This window comes from Dissulfurispira sp. (assembly GCF_036745535.1).
Lineage (GTDB): Bacteria > Nitrospirota > Thermodesulfovibrionia > Thermodesulfovibrionales > Dissulfurispiraceae > Dissulfurispira.
The window spans coordinates 1-17,056 of sequence record NZ_DAIOFX010000022.1; the positions used below are offsets into that span (position 1 = coordinate 1).

Sequence of the window (17,056 nt, forward strand, 5' to 3'; positions counted from 1 at the left end):
ATTCTATACTACCTGAATCGGAGGTCTTTCTAAAATCTATTTTGGACAGATGTGTTATTTAATAAAAATTAATTCAGGCCGTTAATATATGCTTCCCATTCCATGGGAAGCATATATTTTTTCTTGGTGTTGCATTCCTTGCAGGCTGTAACAATATTGCTCTTTGTTGATTTGCCGCCCCTGATAACCGGGACAATGTGATCCATAGTGAGTTCACCGGGATGGATTTTTGTGTCGCAGTAGTAGCATCTGCCGTCAGCGCACTTCCTCTTCCACCATGCGCTCTTGCGAAGGTCACGGGCTATTCTTCGCTCTCTTTTTATATCTTCATCTGTAACTTCAGAAACAAACTGCATTACTCCAATACTCCATTACTCCGGTGTTTATCTTCTTCCTCTCTTTGCTTCCTCTTCTTCGTAATACTTTTTGTAAAGGACTTCCCATTCAGGGCTGCCTTCCACGAGCTTCTTCGAGAAAGACTGGAGCTTTCTTCTCACTGCCTCATCAATATCTTCGCCTATCTTTAGTTCTCCCATGATGGTCCGTTTTATTTCTCTTCTGAGCAGGCCGTCGTCTTTTTTCAAGATTATCAGGCCCTTATCCATCAAGCCCTTGAGCACAACATGGGTCATATGGGTTATCTTATCATTGGAAAGCATCATAATACGATACTTCTCTCTTTCACCAGTTTCTGCTTTGTCATGTCAAAGAGCTTCCTGTAGTCAAGCCTTCCCTTTTCTATATCTGACTCGTATTTCCTGAGCAGAAGGCGCACCTCTTCATTGAGCCTGTCTTCAACCATGAGCTCGTCCATAAGGAGCTTTTCTGTTTCCTCTATAAGGGTATTCACAGAAATGGCCGGCTCGATGAGCTCCTTTTTTATAAGGTTATCTACAATCCGCCTTGCCATGGACGGCACCCAACTCTTAGGTATGCGCATACTATCTTTCCATAAACGGAAGAAGGGCTATGGTTCTCGCCCTTTTTATTGCACCCGTCAACTCCCTCTGATGGTCAGAGCATGTGCCTGTCATCTTCCTCGAAAGTATCTTGCCGCGCTCTGTCATATAGCTCTTAAGGGTTTTCAAATCCTTGTAATCTATGAACGACACCTTATCAGCACAGAACCTGCAGAACTTTCTCCTCTGAAATCTCTTCTGCTGCATATTTATCTCCCTTCCTAACTATAAGTTTATGAGTTTATGGGTAAATGGGTCTATGGGTTTGGGTTAACTCAATCACCATCCACTCATTTACTCATCTGTTATTCTTTAAAATGGCTCTAAGTCTGTAATCTCATCGGGCGGTGTAATGTCAGAAGTGCCTGACTCCCCGGCCCCTGCCTGACGGGATTCCCTTTTCGACAGGAATCTCACGCTATTTGCTATTACTTCAAACCTGCTCTTTTGGGTTCCTTCGGATTCCCATCTCCTTTCACGCAGCCTGCCTTCCACAAGTACCGGATTGCCCTTGCTCAAGTACTGTCCGCAGCTTTCGGCCTGCTTGCCGAAAACAACAGCGTCTATAAAAAGGGTATCGTCCTTCATCTCATCGCCTTGCTTGTACTTGGTTGTTACAGCCAGCCTCATGGTTGTGACAGGTGTCCCTCCCGGCGTGTACCTTACGTCCGGATCCTTGGTCAGATTGCCTATCAATATTATCCTGTTAAACATCGGTCTCTACCACTTAAGCCGCCTCATGGGATGCAACAGGCATCCCTGTAATGTCTTTAGGAAGTGCGGCTATCTGTTTCTTGCCGAGCTTTACGACCATAAACTTCACTACAGGGTCGAAGACCTTAAAGTAATCCTCGATCTTCTTCACTGTAGAAGAAGGCGCCTTGAATAAAAAGAGGAAGTAAACCCCCATTTTTTGCTTGTTGAGCTCGTATGCGAGTTTCTTCTTTCCCCAGTTATCGACCTTGAGGACATCTCCGCCTGAATTTTTTATGAGGTCTGTGATTTTATCTACGGCAGACTTTAGTTCCTCTTCATTGAGGGACGGGTTCAGGATAACTACATTCTCATAGATGTTCATAAAACCTCCACATGGATTTAAAGCCCTTTCGCAAAGAAAGGGCATGGAGACAACTGTATTTTATAACATATAGACTACTTTAAAATCAAATGAGTTTATATTCTTTTACCTTTTTATTAAGGGTGTTCCTGCTTATTCCCAGCATTTTTGCAGCCCTGACCTGATTGCCGTTTGTCTCTTTGAGCACTATGCTGAAGAGCGCCTTTTCAACCTCCGATACCACAGCCTCGTAGAGGTTTGAATTTTCGATCTTTGCCATCTTGTTTAGGAACCCATTGAGCTTGCCTTCCAGAAATTCCTTTATGGAGCACAGGGTGTAATCATTAGAGAACAAATCCCTTCTCTCTATGAGGCTTCCCTTTGAAAGTATGGCAGCCCTCTTTATGGTATTTTCCAGCTCCCTGACATTGCCCGGCCAGTTGTATTCGGTGAGGGCCTTTACAGCATCCCTTGAAAAATCCTTTGGCTGAAGCTCGAACGTCCTTATGGATTCCGCGAGAAAGTGCTGTGCAAGTGATAAAATGTCCTCTTTCCTCTCCCTCAGCGGAGGCAGCTTTATCTCAATTACATTAAACCTGTAATATAGATCTTCCCTGAAAAGATTGTTCTTTACGCATTCCATGAGGTCTTTATTTGTAGCGCCTATTATCCTCACATCAGCCTTTATTATCTTATTGCTTCCGAGGGGACTGTACTCCTGTTCCTGGAGGAATCTGAGCAGTTTTGCCTGGAGGTCGATATCGAGTTCGGAGATCTCGTCAAGGAAGATTGTTCCACCGTCTGCAGCCTGTACCTTTCCTGCTGTCTTGCCCACGGCTCCTGTGAATGCACCCTTTTCCCAGCCGAACAACTCTGCCTCCATAAGCTCCTTCGGGATCGAGGCTGAATTTATGGCAATGAAAGGCCCGAACTTCCTCCTGCTGTTATTATGTATTGCCCTGGCAACAAGCTCCTTCCCTGTTCCGCTCTCGCCGGAAATAAGTATAGTGACATCCTTTGGTGCAGCCCTGCCTATCTCTTTAAACACCTTGAGCATGCCTTTTGATTTTCCTATTATCTGAAAAGGCAGCACTTCTTCCTTGTTCTGCCTCAATTTTAAAAGCTCTTCCCTCATGGCTATGTCCCTGAAAGCCTTTTCCACCGTTATTTTCAGCTCTTCGATGTCGAATGGCTTCTCCAGATAGTCGTATGCCCCTTCCTTCATTGCATCGATGGCGCTCTCCATTCTTCCATGCGCTGTGACCATAACAACGAGGGCATCGGGATTGAAAACCCTTATCTCCTTCAGGGCATCCATTCCGCTTCCATCAGGGAGCATTAGGTCAAGGAGTATGAGCTTGAATTTATCGATTACCTTTACGCCCGACCGTATATTGGTCTTTGCCTCTATCTCATAACCGAGAGGCTCAAGGGCCTTTCTGATAACCCAGATTACGCTTTCATCGTCATCTATGACCAGTATCTTTCTATTCATTGGTTATTTACCTTCGCCTGTCATTGGCAGATATATACTGAACGTTGCTCCGGCACCCTCTTTGCTTTTGACCTTTATAATCCCGCCGTGGTCCTTCACTATCTTCTTTGAAAGGGCAAGGCCGAGGCCACTCCCCCCGTCTTTTTTTGTATAGAAAGGAAGAAATATCCTGCTGATCTCATCCTTGGGTATGCCTATGCCGGTATCCTCTATGCTGACAACGACCCACCTCTGCTTCTTTGTCTTTGCATCCTTCCTGCCGGCGCCCCTATTTTCATAGATTACCATATATTCATTGGAAGGCCTTGTGGAGATTCTTAACATCCTGCTCCTAGATGCCTTCATGGCCTCAGCGGCATTCTTGAGGAGATTTATAAATACCTGCAATAGTTTACTTTCGTCTCCGGCTATATTGGGAAGACTGGGGTCATAGGATTTATTTACAGCAATCCTTTTTTCTTCGATAGATGTCTTCATTACCTTCAGCGCATGCTCCAAAACCTCATGGATGTTCAACTGGTTAAAAACAGGCGTCCTTGTCATGGTGAGGTAGCTGTGTAAAACGGAGTTAAGCCTGTCCGTCTCCTTTAATATCAGATCCACACACTCTTCAGCCTCTAATTTCTTAGAATCTTCAGCATTGGCCCTTAATATCTGTGCCGCCCCTTTTATGCCGCTCAACGGGTTTTTTATCTCGTGTGCAATGGAGCCGAGCAGGTATAAAAGGGAATCGAATTGATAATCCTCCCTTTCGGTCAATGACAGATTCTCCCTGATGCAGAGGATAGCACCACTAACAAGCGTCTGGCGCTGTGCGTGGGGCATCGGGCTACTGACTACTGGCAACTGGCTACTGTCTTCATCCGAATAAAATGGCGTTAGATTGAGGTCTATATTGGCAGCCCTGCCTATGTCCACTTCCATTTCCTTGCAGTTGAATGAACGACCCTCTGTTATAGTCTTCTGGATAAGCATTACAACGTCCTTTGCATCCAAAAACAAATCCTTAAACTGCCTGTGTTTTATCTCCTTATAGCTCCTGCCGAAGAACTCCTCTCCTGCCTTGTTGATGAAAATCAGTCTGCCCTTTTTATCGAATAAGAAAATAGCCTCGTCAAGATTATTAACGACTGCATCGAGGGATACCATAAGATACAGGATACAGGATACGTGAAACAATAGGCAATAGGCTATGGATGATATAGGTTATGCTGATATATATATTCTTCTACCTTATCCGGCAGAAGGTACTTTATGCTTTTGCCTTCCCTTAAAAGCCTCCTTATCTCTGTTGACGATATTCCCATGGGCGTCATCTGGAGAACAAGTGCCTTTCTTCCGCTCAGCAATCTCATCTCTTCTCCTTGACCCTTGACCCCGTTAGAAGCGTCGCTTCTAACGGGGTTGACCTTTGACCCTTTACCCTTATTAATATAAGGTGATTTCAAGACATCCATCAAATCAAATCCAGGTCTTGTCACCAGTATAAAATCAACCATGCCTGTCAGCACATCAGGCTGCCACCAGTTAGGAATATCAAGAAAGGCGTCTATTCCTAAGATAAAAAAGAGTTCGTCTCCTAGATAAATCTCGCAAAGCCTCTGAATGGTATTGACTGTATAGGACTTTTCTATCTGCCTTATTTCCAGATCAGAGACAACGAAGTTCACATTTGAGGCTGTTGCAAGCCTTGCCATTGCGTATCTGTGGGACGCATCTATTAAATCTACGATCTTGAGGGGCGGATTCCCGGAAGGCATAAATATAACCTTATCGAGATTGCCTCTTTCCCTCGCCTCTTCTGCAGCCCTCAAATGGCCAAAATGTATAGGATTAAATGTACCGCCAAGGATTCCTAAACGCACACACTACAACCCCATTTTCTCCAGCGCATCTTCTCCCCTTGTCCTCGATGCAGGGGCATCTTCAGGAAGATAGAGCATTACCCCACCCTTAACTGGTCTTATCACTATCTTGCCCTCTGCAGCAAGCTGGTTGGTTATCTTTATTGGGTCTTCTCCTCCAAAGTATTTCTTGAACGCATCATTAAATCCTGAATATACTGTGTGTATGCCTTTATACCCCTCTTTCCTGAGACTCACTATTGCCTTTTTTACAAACTCCTCATAACTCAACTTTTCCGACATATTAGTTTCCTCCTTAAAGTATGTATCGGGGTAAATGAGTAGATGGGTATATGAGGTTTTTTCACCCATTAACTCATTTACTCATTCACTCTCTTAGTTGGCCGCTTCCAAAAACTATGAACTTTGTACAGGTTAACTCTTCAAGCCCCATAGGCCCCCTTGCGTGTATCTTATCCGTGGATATTCCTATCTCTGCGCCAAGGCCGAACTGGAACCCATCGTTCAGCCTTGTAGATGCATTCACCAGCACTGCAGAAGAATCCACCTCTTTTAAAAACCTCATTGCCCTGTCATAGTTCATGGTAACAATCGCATCGGAATGGGCAGAACTGTATTTCGCAATATGATCCATTGCATCTTCCATGTCCTTGACAACCTTGACGTTTAAAATCAGGTCGAGGTATTCATTGTAGAAATCACCTTCCTTAACCTCGTTTATATCAGGGTAAATGGATATGGTCTTCGGACATCCTCTCAGTTCAACCCCTGCTTCTTCAAATCTCTTGAGCATCTTTGGCAAAAACCCCTCGGCAATGGCCTCATCAACGAGCATTGTCTCCATCGCATTGCAGGTTCCCGGCCTCTGCACCTTTGCATTGAAACATATCTCTTCTGCCATTATTAAATCAGCATCCCTGTCAACAAACACGTGGCAAACCCCTTTGTAATGCTTAAGCACAGGTATCCTCGAATTCTCGGTAACTGTTCTGATAAGACCTTCCCCTCCCCTCGGGATTATGAGGTCGATAATTCCTTCGAGCTTCAGCATTTCCATTACTGCTTCCCTCTCGGATATATCGATAAATGTAATGGCGCCCTCATGAATGCCTTCTGCCTTTGCAGTATCCCTCAATATATTAACTATAGCCCTGTTGGAATTTATGGCCTCTGACCCGCCCCTCAATATGACCGCATTACCTGCCTTCAAACAGAGGCTCGTTGCATCTGCTGTGACATTGGGACGTGCCTCATAAATTATTCCTATGACTCCTATTGGCACCCTCATCCTGCCCACGGTCATGCCATTGGGCCTCTGCCACATCCTTGTTATCTCACCCACAGGGTCAGGCAACTGGGCAACTTCCACAAGGCCCTGTGACATTTCATCAATGCGTTTTTCATTCAGGGTTAATCTGTCGATGAGTGCTTTTGAGAGTCCCTTTTTCTCTGCGTATTCTATATCCTTCTTGTTTTCGGAAATAATATCTCCTGCCCTGTCCTTTAAAGCCCCTGCCATTTTTATGAGTGCAATATTTTTCTGTTTTGATGACGCCTTTGCAAGGCTTCTCGCCCCTTCTTTGGCTTCCTTTGCTTTACCGAGAACAAACTGCTTTATATCCATAAAACCTCCAATCTCAAGCATATTAGTAAATGAGTTTATGAGTGGATGTGTAACGGACTCATCTACCCATTCACCCATACATTCGTATACTGTTTCTAATTATCCTCAAAATAAGCCTCAAAATCAATAAATTTTTCAGAAAACTGATTTTTATCATAGGATATTGGGGGAAATTTTTGTTATAATAGCTTAATTAAAAATTTTCAGGAGGTTTTTATGGCAAAAACACCGGTAGTTGATATGGATCTTTGTATTGGCTGTGGCTCATGCGTCGAGGTATGTCCAGAGGTCTTTGAGCTCAGGGATGACAAGGCATGGGTTATAGGACCCGACAAATGCAATACATGTGACTGCGAAGAAGCAGCAAGCATCTGTCCTGTTGAAGCAATAAAGTTTGAGTAACCATTCAGCAATTAGCCGTCAGCTTTCAGCAAATTTAGAATTAATTAAATGCTGATTGCTGACATCTGATTGCTAAAAATACTTTTTAGCTAACTCCACGAGTCCATAAATCTTCAGGTCTATGTAATCTCCCCCTTTACGGAAGGCTTCGAGGGCATCATGCAATTCAGACATGGGTGTTTTTATTAACTCGATATTCTCGGTCTCTTCAGCAGGATATTGCTGCTTCAATTTACTTGTAGCGGGAATCGCATCTTTTGCCAGGAATACGCTTAATATTTCTGTGGACAGGCCGGATGACAAGGGCCCTTCGCAGAGAAATATGAAATCATCGGCAGAATAGCCTGTCTCCTCTATCAGCTCCCTTTTTGCCGCATCAACAAGGCTTTCACCTTTATCATTGAGACCTGCAGGGAACTCTATGACGAAATTATTCACAACAGGCCTGAACTGTCGTATCAAAAGAAGCTCTCCATTTTTCGTTACAGGGACAACAGCGATTATGCTGTTACAGTTAACCCTCTCTGCAGCCTCCCAGTTCTTCAAATTTCCTGAATGGTCTTTATATGTGAGGATTATCGATCTGATAAACCTTCCTTCCCAGACTGTCTTTTTATCAATTGTTTCCATTTCTTAATGCCCATAATCCATCTTCACCTGTTCTATCCCGGAGGCCAGTGCATCTGGCGTCCGCCGAGTATATGGAGGTGAATGTGATAAACCGTCTGCCCGCTTTCAGGATTGCAGTTTATCACAACCCTGAACCCCCTCTCTGCAATGCCCTTGTCATTCGCAATCTTATTAGCAACCTTCACCAAATGGCCGATGAGATTGTTATCTTCTTCTTTAATATCGAGAAGCGTTGGTATATGCTTCCTCGGAATCACGAGGGTATGAACAGGGGCCTGTGGGTTTACATCCTCAAAGGCAAGGGCATGTTCGTCCTCATAGATTATTCTGGCAGGTATCTTCTTATCGATAATCTTACAGAATATGCAATCACTCATATAACCTCCCAATCATCATTATTTCAAGAAGAAAGGCATCTGCCTGCAGCGACTTGGACAGCCCAAGCGTGGCATGGATGCCTAAGCGGGCTGTCTTTGCTTCGGAGAACGGCTGGATGCCGTTCGAGAATGAAGCGGAAGGCTGATGCCTTTCTTCTACTATTACTTTGCTCAAAGCAGATACCATCACCATGTTTGTTCTATTATTTTAATTCTATCTTCCTAAAGAAGCACGTCCTGTTCCCTGTATGGCATGCCACTCCACCATGCTGTTTGACCTTGATCAAAAGCGTGTCTGCATCACAATCGTAGAATATCTCCTTTACCTCCTGCAAATTGCCCGAAGTCTCGCCCTTTTTCCAGTACTTCTGCCTCGACCTCGACCAGAAGTGAGTAAAGCCTGTATCGATGGTCATTTTTAAAGAAGCCTCATTCATATACGCCATCATCAGGACATCGCCGTTTTCGACATCCTGAATTATGGCAGGGATAAGACCTTTATCATCGTATTTAAGTTCTGGTAACATCTACCTCCTATAATTTATATCCAATCTTCCTCAAAAATTCTTTTCTATGTTTTTTGTCTTCTTCGCCCTCCACGCCTTTTGGCGGGAAGCCGTCAATAACGCCTATGATACCATTTCCTTGCTCTGTTGAGGCAACAAGCACCTCAAGCGGATTTGCAGTGGCGCAGTATATCCTGCATACCTCAGGACAGTTTTTTATGGGGTTAAGGACATTGATTGGAAATGCATTTTTTAGCAGTATGCAGAACACGTGGCCTGCGCCGATTTCCTGAAGATTCTTTACGCATGTGCTTATAAGTTCGTCATCATTGCCCTCAGTCCTTATGAGACATGGCCCAGAAGCCTCTGTAAAGGCTATTCCAAACCTTGCATGGGGAACAGTTGTGGCGATTATTTCATAAAGGTCTTCTGCTGTTTTAATAAAATGCGTCTGGCCGAGTATTATGTTGCAGCCATCCGGGATATTGATTTTAACTGCTCTTGTTTCCATATCTACCTCCTCCTTCTTTTAGTGCGCTAATCTAATCATTAGGCAAGTAGAGATGTTTTGATATCTACTTGCCGTCAAACGCAAATCAATGTCTATGCTATAATGAAAATAAATTTTCCCTTATATGTCAAGATGAAAAAAGCAAGAAGCCAGTGGAGTATTGGAGTATTGGGGTATTGGAGTATTGCAAAAACAAAGAGACATTACTCCATCACTCCATTACTCCTCTTTATTTACCTCTTGCTGTTTACTGCACAGAGCCTTGCCATAGAGATCTCTGCTGTTAATGTAAAAATGCAAAACAATGACATATACGTTACAACCTCTTTAAAGCCCGACTCGAAGTTTATGGATGACATGAACAACGGGCTCTCTAAAGAGTTCACATTCTATATAGACCTTTTCAGGGTCTGGAGCATCTGGCCCGATGAGTTTGTCACAGGCAGAAAACTGGTAAAAATATTGAAAAGCAATCCGATAAAAAGGGAGTATATTGCGGCAAGCGTTGACGGCAATGTGCAGGTCGAGAAGAGATTCAAGGATTTAGAGTCGATGGTTGAATGGGCGATGAATATTATCGACATAAAACTGACCAACATCAAGGAACTGGAGCCTGGAGAATATTTTGTAAAGATTACTGTTGATTCCCGCATAAGAAAACTGCCCCCGGTTATAGGATACTTCCTGTTCTTTGTGCCTGAAAAGGAATTCAGCATCTCAAAGGATTCTCAAATATTCAAAATAAATCCAAAAAATTCGCCATGAAGAATTTTTGTTGTAAAATCCAGAAGGGGGTTATCACAAGGGGGACAGAGTCCCACTTGTGCGGGAAATGAAAGTACTAAGACCATTGATAATCGTGTTCGGACTGCTGTTCATAGTTGCAGCTACAGCAGCAGTAGAGCTTTACTTTATAAAGCTGCCATCCGTGGACATAACAACACGCATTTTACTCACAGTTCTTCTCACAGTTAATATCCTTGCCCTTCTCACCCTCATATTCTTTGTCGGCAAAAACATCTTCAGACTCTACATGGAGAAGCAGCATAGAGTATTGGGCTACAAGTTCAGGACAAAGCTTATGGCCATATTCGTTATCCTCACTTTGATACCGTCGGCATTTCTCTTTGTAGCAGCAAGCGGTCTCGCAACCAATTACATCAGCAAAATATTCTCTCCACAGATGAGAGAGCCGTTTAACAAGTCGGTTGAGCTCGCCAGGGCATTCTATGACCTCGAAAGGGAAAGGGTTATGGAAACCGCAAGACAGATTTCTAACGGCAGACAGTTTATCATGTCCGATATGTCCATCCACAGATATTCCGTACTGCCACCTGATGCAACCGATACTATTAAAGATGCCTTTCGCGGCAAAGAAGGCGCTGAAGTCATTTCAAGGGAGAGCGGAGACATTATAAGGGCTGCGGTCCCTGACCGTTCAAAGGGGGGTGTGGTTGTAGCGGAACGCGTTCTTCCGCTGACGTTTTCTGAAAAGACAGAAAAAATACAGAGCCTTTATGAAGACTACTTAAAGCTCGAATCCTTCAAAGAACCGTTGAGGCTCAATTACATCCTGATACTCGGTTTCCTAACCCTTATGATAGTTTTTACAGGGCTGTGGGTCTCGTTAAAAATATCACAGGGCATTACCATCCCCATACAGAGCCTTGCAATGGCAACAGAAAAGGTGGCATCGGGAGACCTGAATGTCCATGTTGATGTGAGAAGCGATGACGAAGTTGGTCTTTTAATAAACTCCTTTAACCAGATGGTAAAACAGTTGAAAGAGGGCAAGGATTCCCTTGAAAAGGCATACATTGAATCTGACAGGAGAAGGCTCTACCTCGAAAACATCCTTGAAAATATTAATTCAGGCGTGATATTCCTCGATAACACCGGCAAAATACTGACAATTAATAAGTCAGCATGTTCCATTCTCAGTATAAAGCAGGAAGACGTAATCGGCAAAAACTATAAGGAGTTTATTTCAGGCCTTCATTCCGAAGACCTGTCCGCGATGGTCAGGGATATAGAGGGCAAGGAAATAAGGGAAGTCAAGAAGGAGGTCAAGGTCAATATAGACGGGAAAATGCTCACCCTCATAATCTATATATCAAGCATACGGGAATCATACACATCCCGCTCACTGGGCATGCTCGTGGTGTTTGACGACCTTACCGATATTATCCAGGCACAGAAGGTGATAACATGGCAGGAAGTGGCAAGGAGGATGGCCCATGAGATTAAAAACCCGCTGACACCCATCAAGCTGTCCACAGAGAGATTAATAAAAAAATGGCAGCAGAGAGACGAGGACTTCGATGCTGTTTTCAAAAAGTCGACAAATACCATAATCGCAGAGGTGGAAAGCCTCAAAAGGCTTGTCGATGTTTTCTCCAGATACGGAAGGATGCCTGAAGTAAACAAGGCCCCTTCGAACCTGACAGAGTCGATAGATGACGTGGCATCCTTATACAAAGGGTTTAAAGACTTAGATATAAATGTCACTGTACAGGATGAAATCCCTATGGTCAATGTTGACTCAGAACAAATCAAAAGGGTTCTGATAAATATTATAGACAATGCCATAAAGGCCATGAACAACACAGGAACCATTGATATTTCCGTGAAGATGGATGAAAAAAATAAAGTAATCATCGATATAGCAGATAAAGGGCCAGGCATAAGCGATGAGGAAAAGGCGAAGCTTTTTATCCCGTATTTCTCAAAAAGAAAGGACGGAACAGGGCTCGGCCTTGCTATTGCACATAAAATAGTATCGGACCACGGAGGAAGGATACTTGTCAGGGACAATAATCCAAAGGGAAGTATCTTTACCGTGGAAATACCGATAACTTAGGAGCAAATGATGTCCAGAAAATCAGTATTGATCGTAGATGATGAGGAAGGCATAAGGGAAAGTCTTTCGGGAATACTCGAGGACGAGGGGTACGATGTCCTGACCGCATCTTCAGGCGAGGATGCATTGGCTATAACAAAGGAGCATATGCCCGATATCGTGTTGCTGGATGTATGGCTTCCTGAAATGGACGGCCTTGAAACACTGCCGAGGCTGAAAGAGATAGACGCAAACATCCCGGTTATTATGATTTCGGGTCATGGGAATATAGAAATAGCCGTCAAGGCCACACGGCTCGGTGCGTATGACTTTTTAGAAAAGCCTTTATCCCTCGAGAAGGTAATCATAACCACAAAGCGGGCACTGGAACGCAAAATACTCGAGGAAGAAAACCGCTCATTAAAAGAAAATATAATTAAAAAATGCAGGTTAATAGGCGACTCCGAAAAAATACGGACATTGAGGCAGCAGATAGAGATGGCTGCCCAGAGCAACAGCAGGGTCCTCATCCTCGGCGAGAGCGGCACCGGCAAAGAGCTCGTTGCAAGGCTGCTGCACGAGAAAAGTCAGCGGGCCAGCGGGCCTTTTGTGGAGGTAAACTGTGCGGCTATACCACAGGAGTTGATCGAAAGCGAATTGTTCGGCCATGAAAAAGGAGCCTTTACAGGCGCTACAGAAAGAAAGAGCGGCAAATTCGAACTTGCCGACAGGGGCACGTTATTCCTCGATGAGATAGGCGACATGACCCTTCAGACGCAGGCTAAGGTGCTGAGGGTAATAGAGACACAGACATTCCAGAAAGTTGGTGGCAGCAAGAATATAAAGGTTGATGTAAGGATTATCGCGGCAACAAACAAAAACCTCATGGAAGAAGTAAAAAACGGGAATTTCAGGGAAGACCTTTATTTCAGGCTGAATGTTATTCCGATTATCGTTCCTCCGCTGAAGGAAAGGAGCGACGACATACCTCTGTTAATCAAGCATTTTATAGAGTTGTTTGCATCCGAAAGCGGCATCAGGCAAAAAGAGATTACCCCAGATGCAGTGAAGACATTCCAGGATTATTATTGGCCCGGCAATATAAGGGAGCTCAAAAATGCCGTAGAAAGGCTCATGATAATGATATCATCGGACGTTATCACCAAAAAAGATGTGGATGCACTCGGGATGCTCGGACAACAGGTCTTAAAAGAATACGATTATTTCTCTCATAAAACACTTAAGGATGCACGGGATGCCTTTGAAAAGGACTTCATAATCAGAAAACTCCAGGAAAACAACTGGAATGTGTCTAAAACCGCAGAGGTCATAGATGTTGAAAGGAGCAATCTCCACAAAAAAATAAAGGCATACAAGATTACAGAACCAAAGAATTAAAAAAATTGGAGGATTGGAGTGTTGGAGTATTGAAAAAACATTACTCCATTACTCCACCACAACAAACCTATGTATATTATTGCAATTGTCGGAAGAGCAAATGTGGGCAAATCAACCCTCTTCAACCGTATGGTGAGAATGGGTGCAGACCGCACAAAATCCACCGCTATCACAGAAAGCATCCCCGGAGTAACACGGGACAGGAACTACGCTGAATCAGAATGGGACGAAAAGAGGTTTATTGTGATAGATACAGGCGGATTCTATGCAGAGGAAATGCCCCACGAGGATAAGGAAATACTCCGTCAGGTGAGGGAGCAGGCCCTGTTCGCAATCGAAGAAGCCGACCTGATAATCCATCTCCTTGACGCAAAAGAAGGCCTTAATCCTTCGGATATGGAACTGGCAAATATCCTCAGGGAATCTGGCAAGAAAATATTGTGGGTCGCAAATAAAATAGACACCCCGGCAAAGGAAGACAGGCTTCTGGAATTTTACAGGACAGGTGCAGAGGAGATTATACCGGTATCGGCAGTAACCGGCTATGGCTTTGACGAGCTGATGGATAAGGCTGCTGCTGCAATCCCAAAAGAAACTGGAATCAGACCCTCCGAAGAAGAGGAGATGCCCAGGGTTGCGGTAGTTGGAAGACCAAATGTGGGCAAATCAACGCTGATAAATTCCCTCCTGGGCAAAAAGAGACTCATAGTAAGTCCTGTTCCTGGAACCACAAGGGATCCCATTGATTCTGTTTGCAGCTACTACGGCAAAAAATATCTCCTTATCGATACTGCCGGCATTCGCAGAAGGGGCAAGATATACTCCCAGAAATTTGATATAGAAAGATTCTCTGTTGTCAGGGCCATGAGGAGCATAGAAAAGGCGGATGTTGCGATAATCATCCTCGATGCATCCGAAGGAATAGTAGAGCAGGACAAAAAAATAGCAGGGGTCGTTGCAGAGTATGGCAAGGGTGCGCTTTTCCTTCTCAATAAATGGGATATTATAAAAGAGCCAGAGGCAGAATACAAACGGATCACGCAGGAATTGAAAAATAAGATGTGGTTCATGGATTATGCCCCGTGCATCACGACATCGGGTCTCGAAAAGAAAAGGATAACAAAGATATTTCCCCTGATAGACGAAATCATTGCTGAGAGGGAAAAACGAATACCAACCGCAGACCTCAATAAATTCCTTTCAAAAATCATATCGGCAAAACCATTTCCTGCATATAAGGGGAAAGAGTTGAAGTTTTTCTATATAACACAGGTTGGCGTAAAACCGCCTACCTTTACCCTGTTTGTAAATTATCCTTCCGGCGTCAAAGACCATCACATCAGGCATATAGAGAAGGCATTGAGGGAAGAGTATTCCTTTAAGGGGACTCCTATAAGGATTCATGTGAAGTCTCGGTAAAATATGGTAAAATAGTTGAACTTCTAATAGAGCAAGGGAGAAAAGTTGAGAAATATTCTTGTTACGGGATGCTGCGGTTTTATAGGCTGCAAGGTTTCTGAGCTTCTTTTAGGACAGGGGAATACTGTTACAGGCGTAGACAATATGAACGACTACTATGACCCGCGGCTGAAGGAGTGGCGTCTTGAGAAATTAAGGGTCAATGGCAGCTTTCATTTTCATCAGTGCGATATAGGCGATTTCAGTTCGGTAAAGACAGTATTCTCGAATTATAAAATAGATGCTGTTATCAACCTTGCGGCAAGGGCAGGGGTCAGGGCATCCGTCGAGGACCCATGGGCATATCTCGATACGAATTTAAAAGGAACCCTGAATCTCCTTGAGTGCTGCAAAGCAAATGACGTTAAAAAGTTCGTCCTCGCATCCACATCCAGCGTATACGGCGACAACACAAAGATGCCGTTCAGCATTGGCGACAACACGGATCATACCCTTGCGCCATATTCAGCCACCAAGAAAGGCGCAGAGGTCATGTGTTACAGCTATCATTACCTATACGGCATTGACACAACCGTCTTCAGGTATTTTACGGTGTACGGCCCTGCAGGCCGTCCTGATATGAGCATCTTCAAGTTCATAAAGAACATAGACCTCGGCAGACCCATTCCTGTCTTCGGCAATGGAAAGCAGAAACGCGACTTCACCTATATAGACGATATTGCCGACGGCACGATAAAGGGATTAAAGGGTGTCGGATACGAGATATTCAACCTCGGCAATGACAGGCCTGTGGAGCTCATGTATGTCATTAACATGATAGAGGAAAGGCTCGGCAAAAAGGCAGAGATGCAATGGCTTCCCCTTCATCCTGCAGATATAACCGCCACATGGGCGGATATAAATTCATCGAAGGAAAGGCTCGATTGGTCCCCAAAGACATCCATAGAGGAGGGTATCGAAAAGACCGTGAATTGGTATATGGAAAATAGAGACTTTGTGAGAAGCCTAAAGGATTAAGAAATAGTTATTAAGTCAATAAGTAATCGAGTCATTATTAATTACTTAATCACTCAATGACTTAATTACTAATGACATTTAGAAATGGAGGATATTTATGCAAAAAATACTCGTAGCACACGATGGTTCCAAGTCTTCAGACAAGGCATTAAAAAAGGCTGTAGAGCTGGCAATAAACTTTAATGCTTCGCTTACCGTGCTTGCCGTAATACCTGAACTCTATCTTACAGAGCTTTCTGACGCGGACAAAAACCGCATCTTCGAAGCACTTTCGAGGGAGACTGCAGAGGCAATGGAAAAGATACGCAAGTCCCTGTCAGGCAAATCCATGGAGGTTAAAACACTTATCAGGCAGGGCGACCCTGCAGAAAAAATACTCGAAACTGCCCAGAAGATGAAGGTAGATCTGATTGTTACGGGTTCCCATGGAAGGCACGGCACAAAGAAATTCCTGCTTGGAAGCGTATCATCAAAAATAGTCGATTACTCCAAATGTCCGGTGCTTGTAGTTAAATAGGTTTCATGCAAGGCATATTCTATTTTTGCCTGCCTTCTTTGCATCGTAAAGGGCATTGTCAGTCTTTGCCAGCAATGCATCAAAGCTGTTTGCATCGATGCCATAAGTAGCGACCCCGAAGCTTGCGGTTACAAACATTCTTTTGTCACGGCCTATAGCCACAGGAGTGCTTTCGACTGTAGTCCGTATTCTCTCTGTTACTTCAAAGGCTGTGACCTTATCCGTATTTGGCAGGACGATTATAAATTCCTCGCCACCATATCTCACACCTATATCGGACACACGAATATTCTTGCCTATGGCATGGGGCAATGCTCCTCAATGCCATATCCCCTGCCTCGTGCCCGTTGGTATCATTGAAATATTTAAAATTGTCTATATCCAGCATGACCATGCTTAAAAGCTGATTGTTCCTGTCCGCTATGGCAAGCTGCTTTTCC

Annotated in this window: 25 protein-coding genes; 7 read left to right on the forward strand and 18 right to left on the reverse strand. The window is 44.0% G+C overall.

Translation table 11 applies throughout. The annotated features are described in order from the left end of the window. Nucleotides 1–68: 68 nt before the first annotated feature. The 11 genes from V7L97_RS05615 to V7L97_RS05665 form a co-directional block, all read right to left on the reverse strand. Nucleotides 69–356 carry an HNH endonuclease gene (locus V7L97_RS05615; RefSeq protein WP_333654060.1) on the reverse strand — a complete coding sequence of 96 codons (288 nt, stop codon included), beginning with the start codon at nucleotides 354–356 and terminating at the stop codon, nucleotides 69–71. Between the two features lie 27 nt (nucleotides 357–383). Beyond that, on the reverse strand, nucleotides 384–662 hold the full coding sequence (locus tag V7L97_RS05620; RefSeq protein ID WP_333654061.1) for a DUF507 family protein: 279 nt from the start codon (nucleotides 660–662) through the stop codon (nucleotides 384–386). After that, a complete protein-coding gene (locus V7L97_RS05625; protein ID WP_333654063.1) occupies nucleotides 659–910 on the reverse strand; it encodes a DUF507 family protein in 252 nt (83 codons plus the stop codon). Before V7L97_RS05625 ends, V7L97_RS05620 begins: the two co-directional genes overlap by 4 nt. A 31-nt stretch (nucleotides 911–941) precedes the next feature. Further along, nucleotides 942–1,166 carry a 30S ribosomal protein S18 gene (rpsR, locus tag V7L97_RS05630; RefSeq protein ID WP_333654065.1) on the reverse strand — a complete coding sequence of 75 codons (225 nt, stop codon included), beginning with the start codon at nucleotides 1,164–1,166 and terminating at the stop codon, nucleotides 942–944. Nucleotides 1,167–1,271: 105 nt separating this feature from the next. After that, nucleotides 1,272–1,673, reverse strand: coding sequence for a single-stranded DNA-binding protein (locus tag V7L97_RS05635; RefSeq protein WP_333654066.1), 402 nt, complete (start codon nucleotides 1,671–1,673; stop codon nucleotides 1,272–1,274). Between the two features lie 13 nt (nucleotides 1,674–1,686). Further along, nucleotides 1,687–2,037, reverse strand: a complete 351-nt coding sequence (gene rpsF, locus V7L97_RS05640; RefSeq protein WP_333654068.1) for a 30S ribosomal protein S6 — start codon at nucleotides 2,035–2,037, stop codon at nucleotides 1,687–1,689. 85 nt (nucleotides 2,038–2,122) lie between these two features. After that, nucleotides 2,123–3,511: a sigma-54-dependent transcriptional regulator gene (locus tag V7L97_RS05645; protein WP_333654070.1), complete on the reverse strand. Its 1,389-nt coding sequence runs from the start codon at nucleotides 3,509–3,511 to the stop codon at nucleotides 2,123–2,125. Nucleotides 3,512–3,514: 3 nt separating this feature from the next. Then, on the reverse strand, nucleotides 3,515–4,660 hold the full coding sequence (locus V7L97_RS05650; RefSeq protein WP_333654072.1) for a two-component system sensor histidine kinase NtrB: 1,146 nt from the start codon (nucleotides 4,658–4,660) through the stop codon (nucleotides 3,515–3,517). 41 nt (nucleotides 4,661–4,701) lie between these two features. Then, on the reverse strand, nucleotides 4,702–5,376 hold the full coding sequence (gene nadD / locus V7L97_RS05655; protein WP_333654074.1) for a nicotinate-nucleotide adenylyltransferase: 675 nt from the start codon (nucleotides 5,374–5,376) through the stop codon (nucleotides 4,702–4,704). 3 nt (nucleotides 5,377–5,379) lie between these two features. Then, nucleotides 5,380–5,658 (reverse strand): hypothetical protein, encoded by a 279-nt coding sequence (locus tag V7L97_RS05660; protein WP_333654077.1) that lies wholly within the window; start codon nucleotides 5,656–5,658, stop codon nucleotides 5,380–5,382. Nucleotides 5,659–5,743: 85 nt separating this feature from the next. Beyond that, on the reverse strand, nucleotides 5,744–7,000 hold the full coding sequence (locus V7L97_RS05665; protein WP_442891767.1) for a glutamate-5-semialdehyde dehydrogenase: 1,257 nt from the start codon (nucleotides 6,998–7,000) through the stop codon (nucleotides 5,744–5,746). Between the two features lie 216 nt (nucleotides 7,001–7,216). On the opposite strand from V7L97_RS05665, the gene V7L97_RS05670 reads away from it, so the two are divergent. Beyond that, the gene (locus V7L97_RS05670; protein ID WP_333654081.1) at nucleotides 7,217–7,402 is read left to right on the forward strand and encodes a ferredoxin; all 186 of its coding nucleotides are present in this window, start codon (nucleotides 7,217–7,219) and stop codon (nucleotides 7,400–7,402) included. 72 nt (nucleotides 7,403–7,474) lie between these two features. On the opposite strand, the gene V7L97_RS05675 is transcribed toward V7L97_RS05670, so the two are convergent. Genes V7L97_RS05675 through V7L97_RS05695 form a run of 5 tightly spaced genes read right to left on the reverse strand, consistent with a single transcriptional unit; the run spans nucleotide 7,475 to nucleotide 9,426 of the window. Continuing rightward, nucleotides 7,475–8,032 (reverse strand): NUDIX hydrolase, encoded by a 558-nt coding sequence (locus V7L97_RS05675; protein ID WP_333654083.1) that lies wholly within the window; start codon nucleotides 8,030–8,032, stop codon nucleotides 7,475–7,477. 32 nt (nucleotides 8,033–8,064) lie between these two features. Further along, nucleotides 8,065–8,409, reverse strand: a complete 345-nt coding sequence (locus V7L97_RS05680; RefSeq protein ID WP_333654086.1) for a histidine triad nucleotide-binding protein — start codon at nucleotides 8,407–8,409, stop codon at nucleotides 8,065–8,067. Next, nucleotides 8,402–8,584 carry a hypothetical protein gene (locus tag V7L97_RS05685; protein ID WP_333654089.1) on the reverse strand — a complete coding sequence of 61 codons (183 nt, stop codon included), beginning with the start codon at nucleotides 8,582–8,584 and terminating at the stop codon, nucleotides 8,402–8,404. The genes V7L97_RS05680 and V7L97_RS05685 overlap by 8 nt, the downstream gene beginning before the upstream one ends. Before the next feature lie 28 nt (nucleotides 8,585–8,612). Beyond that, entirely contained in the window at nucleotides 8,613–8,936 is a 324-nt protein-coding gene (hisI, locus tag V7L97_RS05690; protein ID WP_333654092.1) for a phosphoribosyl-AMP cyclohydrolase, read from the reverse strand. 7 nt (nucleotides 8,937–8,943) lie between these two features. Beyond that, on the reverse strand, nucleotides 8,944–9,426 hold the full coding sequence (locus V7L97_RS05695) for an adenosine-specific kinase (RefSeq protein ID WP_333654094.1): 483 nt from the start codon (nucleotides 9,424–9,426) through the stop codon (nucleotides 8,944–8,946). A 132-nt stretch (nucleotides 9,427–9,558) separates the two neighbouring features. Between V7L97_RS05695 and V7L97_RS05700 the strand changes: the two genes are divergently transcribed. The 6 genes from V7L97_RS05700 to V7L97_RS05725 all read left to right on the forward strand — a co-directional run bounded on the left by V7L97_RS05700 (nucleotide 9,559) and on the right by V7L97_RS05725 (nucleotide 16,616). Then, on the forward strand, nucleotides 9,559–10,191 hold the full coding sequence (locus V7L97_RS05700; RefSeq protein ID WP_333654096.1) for a DUF4390 domain-containing protein: 633 nt from the start codon (nucleotides 9,559–9,561) through the stop codon (nucleotides 10,189–10,191). A 67-nt stretch (nucleotides 10,192–10,258) separates the two neighbouring features. Beyond that, nucleotides 10,259–12,286 carry a sensor histidine kinase gene (locus V7L97_RS05705; protein ID WP_333654100.1) on the forward strand — a complete coding sequence of 676 codons (2,028 nt, stop codon included), beginning with the start codon at nucleotides 10,259–10,261 and terminating at the stop codon, nucleotides 12,284–12,286. A 6-nt stretch (nucleotides 12,287–12,292) separates the two neighbouring features. Next, a complete protein-coding gene (locus V7L97_RS05710; RefSeq protein WP_333654102.1) occupies nucleotides 12,293–13,663 on the forward strand; it encodes a sigma-54-dependent transcriptional regulator in 1,371 nt (456 codons plus the stop codon). A 69-nt stretch (nucleotides 13,664–13,732) separates the two neighbouring features. Then, nucleotides 13,733–15,082: a ribosome biogenesis GTPase Der gene (gene der, locus V7L97_RS05715; RefSeq protein WP_333654104.1), complete on the forward strand. Its 1,350-nt coding sequence runs from the start codon at nucleotides 13,733–13,735 to the stop codon at nucleotides 15,080–15,082. A 45-nt stretch (nucleotides 15,083–15,127) separates the two neighbouring features. Next, nucleotides 15,128–16,099: an SDR family NAD(P)-dependent oxidoreductase gene (locus V7L97_RS05720; protein WP_333654107.1), complete on the forward strand. Its 972-nt coding sequence runs from the start codon at nucleotides 15,128–15,130 to the stop codon at nucleotides 16,097–16,099. A 97-nt stretch (nucleotides 16,100–16,196) separates the two neighbouring features. Continuing rightward, nucleotides 16,197–16,616: a universal stress protein gene (locus V7L97_RS05725; RefSeq protein WP_333654109.1), complete on the forward strand. Its 420-nt coding sequence runs from the start codon at nucleotides 16,197–16,199 to the stop codon at nucleotides 16,614–16,616. Nucleotides 16,617–16,619: 3 nt separating this feature from the next. On the opposite strand, the gene V7L97_RS05730 is transcribed toward V7L97_RS05725, so the two are convergent. Both V7L97_RS05730 and V7L97_RS05735 read right to left on the reverse strand, forming a co-directional pair. Further along, on the reverse strand, nucleotides 16,620–16,898 hold the full coding sequence (locus V7L97_RS05730) for a GGDEF domain-containing protein (protein WP_333654111.1): 279 nt from the start codon (nucleotides 16,896–16,898) through the stop codon (nucleotides 16,620–16,622). Next, a partial coding sequence (locus V7L97_RS05735; protein WP_333654112.1) for a diguanylate cyclase occupies nucleotides 16,834–17,056 on the reverse strand: 223 nt, incomplete at its 5' end. The genes V7L97_RS05735 and V7L97_RS05730, both read right to left, overlap by 65 nt.